10 protein-coding genes are annotated in these 13,948 nt (G+C 41.8%); 6 read left to right on the forward strand and 4 right to left on the reverse strand.

Annotated elements, in window-relative coordinates; genetic code table 11:
* The first annotated feature begins 70 nt into the window (after positions 1-70).
* The 4 genes from WAE64_RS18995 (at position 71) to WAE64_RS19010 (ending at position 4,556) form a co-directional block, all read left to right on the forward strand.
* On the forward strand, positions 71-976 hold the full coding sequence (locus tag WAE64_RS18995; RefSeq protein ID WP_340239219.1) for a dihydrodipicolinate synthase family protein: 906 nt from the start codon (positions 71-73) through the stop codon (positions 974-976).
* Positions 977-983: 7 nt separating this feature from the next.
* Entirely contained in the window at positions 984-1,985 is a 1,002-nt protein-coding gene (locus tag WAE64_RS19000; RefSeq protein ID WP_340239220.1) for a 4-hydroxyproline epimerase, read from the forward strand.
* Between the two features lie 134 nt (positions 1,986-2,119).
* Complete coding sequence (locus WAE64_RS19005) at positions 2,120-3,394, forward strand: NAD(P)/FAD-dependent oxidoreductase (RefSeq protein ID WP_340239221.1); 1,275 nt, start codon at positions 2,120-2,122, stop codon at positions 3,392-3,394.
* Positions 3,342-4,556, forward strand: coding sequence for an aminotransferase class V-fold PLP-dependent enzyme (locus WAE64_RS19010; protein ID WP_340239222.1), 1,215 nt, complete (start codon positions 3,342-3,344; stop codon positions 4,554-4,556). The genes WAE64_RS19005 and WAE64_RS19010 overlap by 53 nt, the downstream gene beginning before the upstream one ends.
* A 132-nt stretch (positions 4,557-4,688) precedes the next feature.
* On the opposite strand, the gene WAE64_RS19015 is transcribed toward WAE64_RS19010, so the two are convergent.
* Complete coding sequence (locus tag WAE64_RS19015; RefSeq protein WP_340239223.1) at positions 4,689-5,930, reverse strand: dicarboxylate/amino acid:cation symporter; 1,242 nt, start codon at positions 5,928-5,930, stop codon at positions 4,689-4,691.
* 1,130 nt (positions 5,931-7,060) lie between these two features.
* Between WAE64_RS19015 and WAE64_RS19020 the strand changes: the two genes are divergently transcribed.
* On the forward strand, positions 7,061-8,215 hold the full coding sequence (locus WAE64_RS19020; protein ID WP_340239224.1) for a DUF6515 family protein: 1,155 nt from the start codon (positions 7,061-7,063) through the stop codon (positions 8,213-8,215).
* A gap of 46 nt (positions 8,216-8,261) precedes the next feature.
* Here WAE64_RS19020 and WAE64_RS19025 read toward each other — a convergent pair whose 3' ends face one another.
* Complete coding sequence (locus tag WAE64_RS19025) at positions 8,262-9,044, reverse strand: DUF4344 domain-containing metallopeptidase (RefSeq protein ID WP_340239225.1); 783 nt, start codon at positions 9,042-9,044, stop codon at positions 8,262-8,264.
* A 742-nt stretch (positions 9,045-9,786) separates the two neighbouring features.
* Here WAE64_RS19025 and ggt point away from each other — a divergent pair.
* Complete coding sequence (gene ggt, locus WAE64_RS19030; protein WP_340239226.1) at positions 9,787-11,478, forward strand: gamma-glutamyltransferase; 1,692 nt, start codon at positions 9,787-9,789, stop codon at positions 11,476-11,478.
* A gap of 377 nt (positions 11,479-11,855) precedes the next feature.
* Here the strand turns inward: ggt and WAE64_RS19035 are convergent, their stop codons facing one another.
* Positions 11,856-12,638 carry a hypothetical protein gene (locus tag WAE64_RS19035; RefSeq protein WP_340239227.1) on the reverse strand — a complete coding sequence of 261 codons (783 nt, stop codon included), beginning with the start codon at positions 12,636-12,638 and terminating at the stop codon, positions 11,856-11,858.
* Positions 12,639-12,730: 92 nt separating this feature from the next.
* Positions 12,731-13,756 carry a ferrochelatase gene (gene hemH, locus WAE64_RS19040; protein WP_340239228.1) on the reverse strand — a complete coding sequence of 342 codons (1,026 nt, stop codon included), beginning with the start codon at positions 13,754-13,756 and terminating at the stop codon, positions 12,731-12,733.
* Positions 13,757-13,948 lie beyond the last annotated feature (192 nt).

Genomic DNA, 13,948 nt, shown 5'->3' on the forward strand with positions numbered 1-13,948 from the left:
GTTTTTTTGTTTTTTGTATGCTAGCTTTGTATCAGTAAAATAGAACCAATCATAATCTAATACTACTTATATGAAACCTTCGTGGACAGGCGTTTATCCGGCAGTAACTACTAATTTTTTTCAGGACGAAAGTCTTGACCTGAAAACCTTTGCATTCAATATCGAAGAGCAAATCAAGGCAGGTGTGCATGGTATTATTATCTGTGGCTCATTGGGCGAAAACGGAACTTTGACCAAAGAAGAAAAACTTACTTTGCTCGATACCGCTAAAACTGCTATTGCCGGCCGTGTGCCTTTGGTTATGTGTATTGCTGAGTGTATCACACGTGAGGCAGTTGCTTTTGCCAAAGAATGTGAGCAAGCAGGGGCAGAAGGCTTTATGTTGTTGCCGCCGATGCGTTACCCGTCTGACGACAGAGAGACCTTACATTATTTACATAAAGTAGCCGATTCGACCGATTTGCCTGTAATGGCTTACAACAATCCGTTGGCTTATAAGACTTTTATCTCGATTCCGATGTTTCGTGAATTAGCGGCGAATCCGCATTTTGAATCAATGAAGGAATCAACAGGTGATATTCGTTACATGACAGATATTATCAACGAATTTGGTGGAAGATTCAAGATTCTATCAGGCGTTGATGACCTTGCTTTCGAAAGCCTTATTATGGGTGCTGATGGTTGGGTTGCAGGTTTGGTTGATGCCTTCCCTCGTGAAACGGTTGCTATTTATGAATTGGTAAAACAAGGCCGTATTGAAGAAGCCCGTGCTATTTATCGTTGGCATTTCCCGTTGATGCACTTAGATGTTTCAACTAAATTTGTACAGAATATTAAATTGGCCGAGGTTGCAACCGGGCTAGGTACTGAGTGGGTTCGTGAGCCACGATTACCATTGGTAGGCGAAGAGCGTGAGCGTGTGTTGAAAATCATTAACGATTCGTTGGCAACCAGACCAGTATTACCTCAATTCTGATAAAGACATGGTAAAAAGCTTTTTTTGTGTAGATGCTCACACCTGTGGGAATCCGGTGCGCTTGGTGGCCGGTGGTGGCCCTGTGCTTGAAGGAAAGAATATGTCGGAGAAAAGACAGCATTTTTTGCGTGAATATGACTGGATACGCAAAGGATTGATGTTTGAACCCCGAGGACACGACATGATGTCGGGTAGTATTCTTTACCCACCGCATGACCCCGAAAACGATGTTGCCGTGCTGTTTATCGAAACCAGTGGTTGCTTGCCTATGTGTGGGCATGGCACTATTGGTACTATTACAATTGCCATTGAGCATGGCCTGATTCAGCCTAAAAAGCCTGGTTTTGTACGTATGGAAGCACCTGCGGGTTTGGTAATGATAGAATATACGCAAGAAGGCAATAAGGTGAAAACCGTGAAGCTGACAAATGTGGCTTCGTTTCTGGCTGCTGAAAATATAGAGGTTGAATGCCCTGAGCTTGGTACGCTGAAAGTTGACGTAGCCTATGGTGGTAATTATTATGCCATTGTTGATGTACAGGAAAACTTTCCGGGTTTAGAACATTTCAAAGCCGACCAACTGATTGCATGGGCAAGGGTGCTAAGAGAGCGTATCAACGAAAAACATACGTTTGTGCACCCCGAAAACCCCACTATCAATGGCCTAAGCCATATTGAGTGGACGGGCAAGGTTATCGACCCGACATCAACGGCTCGTAATGCTGTTTTCTATGGCGATAAAGCCATTGACCGCTCGCCATGTGGCACGGGTACATCGGCCAGAATGGCGCAATGGGCTGCTAAAGGTAAGCTGAAACAAGGGGATGAGTTTGTGCATGAGAGTATCATTGGCAGTAAATTCATTGGCCGTATTGAAGGTACTACCAAAGTAGGCGATTTTGATGCCATTTACCCAAGTATTGAGGGTTGGGCGAGAATCTACGGTAACAATACCATTACGATTGACGACCAGGACGACCCTTACGCATTTGGGTTTCAGGTGATATAAATACTAAAATAAATTAAACCATTTCCGTAGAGACGACATGTTGGCGTCTCTACGATATGGTATTTTTTTAGCGTATTTATTTACCAAAACAGGTTGATTTATATAAACATTATACAAGCGCTAATAGAATATTCATGGCAACAGATTCAAAATCACCGCAGGTGGTAATTATAGGCAGTGGCATTATCGGGCTGTATTCGGCCTATTATCTGCTGCAAAAAGGGCATAAAGTAACTATCATTGAGCGTACCGATGGCGCCGACGGTTGTTCGTATGGCAATGCCGGTATGATAGTACCTAGCCATTTTATCCCTTTGGCTGTGCCGGGCATGATAGAAAAGGGTATCAGATGGATGTTTAATTCTGAGAGTCCGTTTTATGTAAAACCACGCCTTAACTGGGATTTGATTTCGTGGGGACTTAAGTTTTATCAGGCAGCCAACAATAAGCAGGTTGAGAAAGCCATGCCTGCCTTGCGAGACATAAGCCTGCTTGCCAAAAAGCTATATCAGGAGTTTGCCAAAGACGAAAACAACGATTTCGCCTTTGAAGAAAAAGGGCTGATGATGCTATGCAAAACAGCGCATAATTTTGATGAAGAAGCCGAAGTAGCCGAAACAGCCAATAAACTAGGTATTGAGGCCCGTGTGTTAGATATTGCCGCTTTGCACGCCTTAGAGCCAGAAGTAAAACCAGATGTAGCCGGAGCGGTGTATTATCCGGGTGATGCGCATCTGTACCCAAATGACTTGGTAAAAAAGTTGAAAGCATTATTGCAGAAGCAAGGTGTTACGTTTATGTATAATACCGAAGTAGTAGATTTTAGCTCCGAAAACGGAGTCATAAAAAGCATTAAAACCCAATCGGGTAATAGTATAGCTGTCGACGAATTGATAATTGCTACTGGGTCGTGGTCACCGATATTGGCTAAGCAATTGGGTATTAATTTGCCAATGCAGGCAGGTAAAGGTTATAGTACCACTTACCAACAACAAAAAGGTAAAAAACTGAATATTCCGTCTATCTTGCTTGAAGCCAGAGTGGCCATTACACCAATGGACGATAACCTGATTCGTTTTGGTGGAACAATGGAGATTGGCGGCATTAATCAGGATATTAACATGAATCGGGTGAGAGGTATCATTAAAGCCGTGCCTGAGTTTTTTCCTGATTACCCGATAGAAGTGCCTGCACAGCAAAAAGTATGGTCGGGACTTCGTCCTTGTTCGCCTGATGGCCTGCCTTATATTGGCCGCACAAAGAAGTACAAAAACCTTATTATTGCCTCGGGCCATGCCATGATGGGGCTGAGCCTTGCACCGGGTAGTGGAAAATTAGTACAGGAAATTGTTGACAATGAAAAAACAAGTATTGATATTTCGTTGTACAATCCTGAACGATATGATTAACCAGAAACATTTGTTTGCCTTAGAAGAAGGCATTACGTATCTGAATGGGGCGGCGTATGGCCCCATGCTCAGAACATCAATAGAAAAAGGAACCGAGGGTATGCTGCTGAAAGCCGAACGACCTTTCACAATAAATCCACACAGCCATTTTGAACCTGCCGAAAGGGTACAGCATTTATTTGCCCGATTATTAAACATCGATAACCCTCAACGGGTAGCCATTATCACAGCCGTGTCGTATGGCATGGCTGTGGTGGCAAACAACTTGCATCGCTTACCCAATATTGAAGCCAAAAAACATATTATACAAATTCAGGACGAATTTCCGAATAATGTATATGCTTTTGAAAGAGTGAGCAAACAACTTTCCCTTACTTATCACACAATTGCCAGGCCCGATGTTTTAGAAAACAGAGGGCAAATCTGGAACGAGCGCATACTGAACGCAATCAGCCACGAAACCGCTATGGTGGTTGTGCCTCATGTACATTGGATATACGGCGTGAAGTTTAATCTGGAAGCCATTTCGAAACGTTGCAAAGAAGTTGGCGCGCTGATGGTGGTTGACGGCACGCAATCGGTTGGTGCAATGGATTTTGATGTGCAGGCCATTCAACCCGATGCTGTGATTTGCGCCGGATATAAATGGTTACTCGGCCCCTATAGCATCGGACTCGCTTATTTCGGTGCGTTCTTTGATGAGGGTGTTCCGGTAGAGGAATCATGGTTGAACCGCATGAATAGCGAGAATTTTTCGCAGCTTATCAAGTACGAAAGAGCCTACCGGCCTTTTGCCCAACGCTACAATGCCGGAGAATACTCACAGTTTATCAATTTACCAATGCTCGAAGATTCGCTCACGCAGATTCTTGATTGGGGTGTAAATAATATTCAAGAGTATTGTAAGCAAATCACCCAAAAACCTTTGGAAGCCTTGGTAAGTATGGGCTGTAGCCTCGAAACAGAGGCTTATCGTGGGCATCATTTGCTAGGCATAAGTCTGCCGCAGGGGGTAGATAACGCAGGTTTTACCGAGCAATTATTAAGCAATAAAATCATTATTTCTAACAGGGGAGTAGCCATTCGGGTTTCGCCTAATGTATATAATACCGAAGCCGATATGTGGGCTTTGGTAGAGGTGCTGGAGAAGAGTTTGGGGTAAGTAACCCCACTCCCTAAATCCCTCTCCCCAACAGTGGGGAGAGGGACTTCACACCTTCCCCACTGTTGGGGCGGACGCCGCGCGGAATGGTTGGGGATGGGGTTTTATTTAAAGTATCGCAAGTAATCAACCTCAAACAGGCTGCGATGGCTGCAATTCACCTTCCCATTTGGCTACAATGGCAGTTGCTACGGCATTACCTGCTACCGAAGTAGCCGAGCGGCCCATATCAAGCAACCAGTCAACGGCAAATAGTAGAATCAAACCTTCGGCAGGTAGATTAAACAAAGCCATTGTACCTGCAATCACAACCAACGATGCACGAGGCACACCCGCAATACCTTTACTGGTTATCAGAAGGGTAAGCAACATTGTTATCTGTTGGCCCAGCGATAAATCAACGCCATAAGCCTGTGCAATAAAGCCTGTGGCAAAGGTCATGTACATCATAGAGCCATCAAGGTTGAAAGAGTAACCTAATGGCAATACAAAGCTCACGATACGCTCTGGTACACCAAATTTTTTCAATTGCTCAATCTGCAATGGCATTGAAGCCTCAGAGCTGGCTGTACTGAACGACAGGAACAAGGCATCTTTTACATAAGTGAGCAGTTTCCAGTATGGTACTTTGGCAAACAAGCATATAATAGGCAAGACAGCCAGTATAAAGAATGCCAGCGTGGCAAAGAAACAAATGATAAGGTATAAATATCCGCCCAGAATACCCAAGCCTTTCTGCGCAATTACGGCTGCTACTGCACCAAAAACAGCATAAGGCGCAAAGCCCATTACGTAGCCTACAATCTTAAACATTACCTCTGAAACGGCATCAAGCCCTTTGATAATAACCTTGCCGTGGTCGCCGATGGCGGCGGTAGCAATACCAAAAAAGATTGAGAACACAACTATCTGCAAGATTTCGTTAGTAGCCAATGCCTCAAAGAAACTTTGCGGAAAAAGGTGCGTAACAAAATTTTCTAAGGTCATTTTTTTCGATTCTATGCCTGTATCAGCACCAGTTTGCGGCAAGGCAATCTCCATCATTTTACCCGGTTTCAATACGTTTACTGCAACCAAACCTGTGATTAATGAAAGGATAGTAGCAAAATAAAAATAGCCAAGGGTTTTGGCACCAATACGGCCTACGGTTTTAAAATCGCCCAGCTTGGCAATACCTACCGTCAGGATTGAGAAGATTAAGGGCCCGATAATCATTTTAATCATTCGGAGGAACACCTTACTTAAAATATTTAAGTACTTGCTCCACGAATCGAGTGCTTCGGGGTCAGAAGTCAGATAGACATTCATCAGGTATCCGACAACGATACCGAGGGTCATGCCTATAAAAATTTTCCAGGTAATATTTAGTTTCATAATGAAGTTTGAATCCCTTTCCCTACAGGGCGGTATTGTTTAGGTTATGGCTCCGTATACGGATACTCTTTAGGGGTAGAGTGACAACGGGAATTTTTATTTATTACAATAATGGTTAAAAAATTCAAGTAGTCAAAATACTAGCAAGGCTAATGTTGGTTTATTTAAGCATTTTCTCTCAAATCTTCTATTTTTAAACGCTTTATGGCTTAAAAAAATGTTTTTTTTTAATTAATCGGGCATTTAAAACCATAGAATAAATTTTTTCGTATATCCTGTAACTTTTGCATGAATTTTACGTCATAGTAATAATAGTTTTGATGTAAAGAAAGTAGAGTTCTGCATCTCTGATTTTTGTGTTCGGTTATTTGTTACTAGCCTATTTGTTACGATTTTCTGATTTTTAGCGGCTCTTGAGGCTACCTTAAAAGAAAAATACCGTAGAACACGTATAAAGATTAGGGGTTTTTACGCTAAAATATTCCATCATAGTTTCAGACCTTTGTATTGTTCATTCAGCTTTATAATATTATAAGAAAATGTTTACGTTTTTAGAAGTCGGAAATAGTCTCAACAATATAGCCATGATTTACCCGCTACAAATCCTCATAGTTGGTATATTGTTGATTTTAGGGCTATATGTGCTGTATCACTCTACAGGCTTAGGTAGAGGATTCGGGCAAAGAAATAAATTTTTAAAGTAGACTTTTGTTTCATCATAGTGGTTAGGGTTGTAGCAAAAAGCCATCTCTTATGAGGTGGCTTTTTTGTTTGTGGGTGAGTTCGTATATAAGGTCAATTATTTAAAAATGTTTTACCACAGAGTTGCACTGAGTTTTGCACGGAGTTGCACAATGTATTTCTCTTAAAACTCCGTGTAACTCCGAGTGTTTTACTTCGAGAAACTCCGTGGTAAATTAGTGCTAATTAAATTATACCCTTACACAACACCTGAACACCAAAAATAGAATAATGCACATTGCCGCAGCGTTATAAATAAGTAATAGTTGCTTAGGTCGTTTTCGTATATGCCTCATTATCATGTATTAATGTTAACGATTGTTAATGATTAGTAATCGATTAAACTATTTGGTTAATATTAGCATCTATAAGCTATAAATAAGGAGAAAATGAAAAAGATAGAAAACAGTGCTATAAAACCCGCTCACTTTTTGGTAAAGAAAGGGGGTATTGCTGCTTCAATTTTATTGATGGCAGGTTTGAGTCTGTGCACATTTGATACTTTTGCGCAAAGGAGAGGCGAAGATGGCGGTGGCAGTAGAAGCGAAAGCAGAGGTGGTGGCGTGTCGTCAGAAAGCAGAGGTGGGCGAGTGTCGTCGGAAAGGAGTGGAGGCAACGAGCGGATTTCAATGAGCCGTAGCGGTGGCGAAAGCCGAAGCATGAGCAGCAGAAGTGCCGAGCCTAGAGGAGACAGAATGCAAACCCGAAGCGAGTCGCCGAGAATTGAGAGCAGAGGTAGAAGCGAAGTGGGCAGAACCGGCAGAGATGACATTAGTCTGAGCCGTCCTGACAGAGTTCAGCCTGATTATCGTTCTGAAACCAGAAGAGCAGAAACGCCAAGAACTGATAACACCAGAGGCGCAAGAGATAATAATGACCGAGGACAGGTATATACCAACCGAGACAACGATAATAGCAGAAGCAGTGCGTATCCGAGACGTAACGATGGCGATAGAAACTATGGCAGCAACGATAGAAACCGAGTTTATACCAGCCGTGACAACAATTATGGTAACAGAGGCGGATGGAACGACAGAGGCCGCAGAGACAACGACAGATATGACCGCCGAGGCTATGACAACCGCCGATTTGATGGCCGCTATGGCAGCCCAAGCTGGCGATATTACGACCTGCCACGCTACAGATCGGTAGTACGTGTGCTGCCAACGGCTTGTGTGCCTGTGTACTATGGTGGGGTTAGTTATAGTTATTACAATGGTATTTACTACCGCCCTTACCGTGATACCTACGTAGTGGCGTATCCGCCGATTGGTTTGAGAATCAATATATTACCAATCGATTGCCAGATATATACATTCTTTGGTCGCCCTTACCATTATTACAATGGTTCGTATTATCGCCCAATAGGTAATCAATACGAAGTTGTGCCGCCTCCGGTAGGTGCTTTGGTTGAAAGTTTGCCTGATGGCTACGAGCAATTAGTAATAGATGGCGAAACCTACTATATGGTTGACGGCGTACAATACAAAGCAGTAGTTTATGAAGGTGAGATATGGTTCGAGGTGATTAAAGTAAACTACTAAGCTGATTTTAGTGAAATATACCAGGGATGTGTCATGTGGCATATCCCTATTTTTTTATCCATGGGTCGAGTACTTTTAGCCAGCCTTTTTTAGTTTTCTGATAATCTTCAATACAACGGTTACTCATAGATATGGGCAGCATTTTCCGACGGATAAGCGCCTGGTGCTGATTTGGATTTGAGCCATAAAGCATACAAATGATATGGTAAAACCGCTGATGGTCGAGCGAGTGTTCATCCCACAACTGCAGGTTTTTTAGTGGAATATTCTGTTCTGATTCCCCCATCAGATAAAAAGCAATGGCACCATCAAGCACAGCTTTAGCACCTTTTCTACTCCCATCGGTCAGCAGGAAAATTGAAAAATTATCGACTGTATCTTCCTCTTTACCAGTTACCGGTAAATCCATGAGGTCAATCAAGGCATGGCCTAGTTCGTGATAAGCGATAAAAAGTGTTGTGTTAATCACCATTTCCCGAAGCTGTGCAGGGTCTTTGGTTTTTGTTTTAAACAGCTCGTAGAGATACGACACCATCTCATAACAGATGGTTACTTTTTTGCTGTGTTCGTCATAAAAGGCATTGCTTGTCTGGCATTCATCAAAAGTTATGTACAAGTCTTCTGGCAAAGCCAGATACCCGTTTATATCGTGCGCAATGGCCTCTAAGATTTTAGTCCGTTTGATGCCCTCCTGAAAATCTCTGAAAAAAGGGTCTTTAAGATAATCGTTCCAGACAACTTTCACATCGCCGTGGTCTTCCATGCTTGCCTGTTGAGCAAACACAGAAAAAGAGCAACAAATAAAAGCAATAATCCAGCCTTTCATCATTCTTGTGGCACAAACCTATGGTTTGTTTACTTTAATTTTAATATTGCAGAAGCATACATCGTTTCTTTCTAGAACGTAAAAAAATAAAATACCGTCACCAAGACCAACGATATTTTCAAGAATCGTGTGTTAAATAAAGTTAATTAGTCAGGTAGGCTACATAAATTTTTAAGTCATATTAAAGCCGTGTAAAGTTATAGAGTCAGTAAAAATTGTATATTTGTTATAAGAGAATATAATTAGTAAATGAGCGTCTCCATTAGTCTATAAACCCCAAAAAAAGATATTTGAGATGATAACAAGATAGATAAATCTCTAATTTTCACAGGCCCTTGGAGACGTATACAATACGTCTCTACGAAGCGGTTTAATTTATTTTAGTAACGTTTATACATTAGTTTGCAACAAGTTAAATCTTTACCAATCAACCAAATAACAACTAAAAATTGTAACCTTATATCATCATTTCCTGTTTGAGTACAGTTAAAAAACGAGGTTTAAATGATGTGAAAGGATTAAAAATTACGGTTTTTTAATTGTGCGAGTTTAAATGATGCCTGCTTTTTTGCGTTACTTTTTTTCAGGTAAAAAAAGTAACATCCTTCCAACTATAGAAACCTATAACTTTAATCGGTTGGATATAATAAAAGTATCAATGTCTAGTAGAAAAGATGTATTCTTAATTTCACACAACAAGTATAATTTTAACAATAAACCAACAATTCAACCTATAAAACCTACGATGAAAAAGATTTTCCTTTCTTTAAGCCTCTTGGCTTCTATTCAAACATTACAAGCACAAGACCGTGTTTACGGCAAAGTAGGTGCTACCCGTTCGGAGGTAATTGCTCAGAACGGTATGGCTTGCACCTCGCATCCGCTTAGCACACAAGCCGCCATTGAAATACTGAGAGCCGGAGGCAACGCCATAGATGCCGCTATTGCAGCCAATGCCATGGAAGGAATGGTTGAGCCTCACATGAACGGCATCGGCGGCGATTTATTTGCCATTGTGTGGGATGCCAAAACAAAACAATTATACGGCTTAAATGCCTCGGGACGCTCGCCATATACCTTAACCCTTGCCGAACTAAAAAAACGTGGACTTACGCATTTGCCTTCTACCGGCCCTTTGCCAATTAGCGTACCGGGCTGTGTTGATGGCTGGTTTGAGTTGCATAAGAAATTCGGTAAACTGCCTATGGATAGAATCTTGTCGCACGCCATTTCTTATGGCCGAAACGGTTTTCCGGTGCATGGCGAGTTGGCTAGTTCGTTGGCGGCTGTGCCAAGGTTGTATGGTAAATTTCCGAATGTAAAAGAGCATTATTATCCAAATGGCGAAGTGCCTAAAAAGGGAGATATATTCAAGAATCCGAATCTGGCTAATACGCTTGAGAAAATTGCCAAAGGAGGGCGTGATGCTTTTTATAAAGGCGAAATAGCGCAAACCATAGATGCCTTTATGAAGAAAAACGGCGGCTTTTTAAGTGCAAAAGACCTTGCCGACCATACTTCGACATGGGTAGAGCCTGTATCGACCAATTATCGTGGCTATGATGTGTGGGAGCTGCCACCAAACGGACAAGGCATAACAGTATTGCAAATGTTGAATATTCTGGAAGGCTACGATTTCTCGAAAATACCTTATGGCAGCACCGAACACGTTCATTTGGTTACGGAGGCTAAAAAACTGGCTTTTGAAGACCGTGCCAAATATTATGCCGACCCTGAATTTGCCAAGATTCCGGTAAAACAATTGATTTCGAAAGAATATGCTGCTGAAAGACGCAAACTGATTACCGATAGAGCCGCTGCCCGCTACGATGCCGGAAACCCTGCTTTAAAAGATGGTGATACGATTTTTCTGACGGTAGCTGATAAAGAGGGTAATATGGTTGCCTTGATTCAGAGTAATTACCGTGGGTTTGGCTCAGGCATGATGGCCGATGGGCTAGGCTTTATGTTTCAGGATAGAGGCGAAATGTTCAGCCTCACCGAGGGCGAAAACAATACTTTTGCGCCACATAAACGCCCATTTCATACCATTATTCCGGCGTTTATAACCAAAGATGGTAAGCCTTACATGAGTTTTGGGGTAATGGGTGGTTCTTTTCAGCCACAAGGCCATGTGCAGATAGTAATGAATATGGTTGATTTTGGCATGAATCCACAAGACGCCGGAGACGCTCCACGCCTAAACCATGAGGGTTCATCGGAACCAACAGGCGAAAAAATGATTGATGGTGGAATGATTACGATGGAGTCGGGGATTCCGTATGAAACCATCAGAGGCTTGATGCAGAAAGGGCACAAAGTGGGTTATATTTTAGGTATGTACGGGGGCTATCAGGCTATTCGCTACGATGCAGAACGCAAAACCTACACAGGCGCATCAGACCCACGAAAAGATGGGCATGCAGCAGGGTTTTAGAAATTTAGTGATTGAGTGATTGTTTTAATTGTGAATTGCGGATTAGCGAATGGTGAATAAAATAGTGTAACATAGTGCCTTTGTGTACATTGTGGCAAAATAATTGAAGAAATCAGCCACAATGTACACTATTTACACAAGGTTTCACGATTTTGATAAGAACGAATAGATAATAGTGTAACATAGTGCCTTGGTGTACATTGTGGCGAAAGAATAAGATAAACCAGCCACAATGTACACTAAGGAGCCACAAGGTTTCACGATTTTGATAAGAACGAATAGATAATAGTGAAACATAGTGCCTGTTGTGTACATTGTGGCAAAATAATTAAAGAGGTTAGCCACAGCGTACACTAAGGAGCCACAAGGTTTCACGGTTAAAGAGTACCAATTATAAATAATGCTGCTGCAGCTACGCCTACCAATGCCCAGATAATAAAGAATTTTTTGCGTTCTTTCTTCTTTTCCTGCGGAGTCATTAAAGAATTTGGCCTGACGGGATTGCTGAATGCTTTAATAAGAAAATAGATACCGCCAGCTAATATGCCTAGTACGGTTAAAAATAAAAGCACAGCCAGCACACCATACCCACCACAGGCCAGACTACAAGCCAGAAACACACCAGCATAACTAAGCCCAAGACTTGCTAAGAAAAGCAATATATATCCAATACGTTTGTTGCTATGTGGGTCGTCGTCGGCAGTAGTTTTCTTTGAGAATAAACGAAACTTATGTTTTTTGACTTGTTTTTTATCTTTTATATCATCGCTAGGCGCTGCTTGTACGCTATCAGCCGGAATCGTAACCGCTGCATTGGCTAGCTGCAGGCTATTGATATTGTAGCCCAAACCTTTGAAGTGATTACCCAAAAGCATAGACAAAAACAGGCTGCTTAAAAATATAATGCCGGTGCTGCGTAGCCTGAATTGTCGGTGTGCTTCTTTACTAAGTACCGGCGCTTTGTGTTTATAGTTATTTTGCACATAAGTTACCAGCAAAACCAGACTTAATACGGCTAACTCAATAAAAACAGGAGAGAGGGTGGGTATAAAATGCTGACCGATGTCGAAACCGATACCTAGTTTTAATACTTCAAAAATTATAATCAACAATATTGCCTTTTTGGTGTTACGGCTTGCCCAGATAGAAATTACATTCATAGCACGTTGTTTTTCGGTAAGGATTTATTGCTTAAAACAAATAGGGCTACGCTTTTGTTTTGCGTAGCCCTTAGCAGTAAATATCATTACTATTAATGTTCTTGTTCTTTAACTAAATCAGTAAGTAAGTCAATCCAGACAGCTGAGTCGTTGAGACTTTCTACCATTTGCCAGTGTTCTCCACCGTTTTCTTCAAACATTTCACGGTATTCTTCGGCCACTTCAATGGTGGTTTCAAGGCAGTCGGCTACAAAGGCTGGCGAGTAAGCTAATACTCTTTTGATTCCTTTTTGTGCCAGTTCTTTCACCACATTGTCGGTATAAGGCTGAATCCAAGGGTCTTTACCCAGGCGAGACTGAAAACTTGTGGTATAAGTGCCTTCTTTCAAGCCTAGTTCTTTAACCAACAAACGAGTAGTTTCAAAGCACGAAGCCCTGTAACAATGCTGATTTAAAGCATGGATACTATCGCAGCAAGAACCTAGCTTACAGGTGTTACCTGTGCAGTCGGCTTTAATCATTTGTCTTTCAGGCAAGCCATGATAACTGAAAACAACATACTCATAATTGCCTTTTTCAAGGTATTTTTTGCCACTGTCGGCAAATGCCTTGATGAATTTAGGGTGATTGTAGAAATAATTGACAAACTTAAGCTGTGGAATTACCAGCCATTGGCCTATTATCCGCATTACTTCTTCATAAACCGAACCCGTAGAAGCTGAAGCATATTGCGGAAAAAACGGCACAACAATAATTTTGCTTAAACCCATTACCTGCAATTCTTTCAGGCCTTTTTCTATGCTAGGGTTTTGGTAACGCATGGCCAGTTTTACCACATACTGGTCGCCTAGTGCTTCTTGTAACTGCTTTTCGTTTCTTTCTCCATAAATTTTTAGCGGAGAACCTTCCTCTGTCCATAGTTCACGGTAAACCTTAGCCGATTTAGGCGAACGGAAAGGGGCAATAATCATATTAATCAGAAACCAGCGAGAAGTGTAAGGGATGTCTATCACACGGGCATCCATCAAAAACTCACGTAAGTATTTTCTTACATCAGGTACGTTCGGAGTGTCAGGCGTTCCTAAATTTACTATTAATACTCCAGTTTTTCCAAGCATAATCGAGATAACAAATTTTTGAAAAGAGTAGCTCTTTTCGAAGAATGATATATTTAAGAGTCGTTAACCGTGGCACGCCTATACTCGGAAGAAGACAGGGCGTGTCACGGTTTTAATTTCTGTACAAAGGTAGTTGAAAAATCTCTTAGATGTAACCGTGACACGCCCTTATTCGTTCGAGTATAGGCGTGC

The organism is Emticicia soli (assembly GCF_037860775.1).
GTDB lineage: Bacteria > Bacteroidota > Bacteroidia > Cytophagales > Spirosomataceae > Emticicia > Emticicia soli.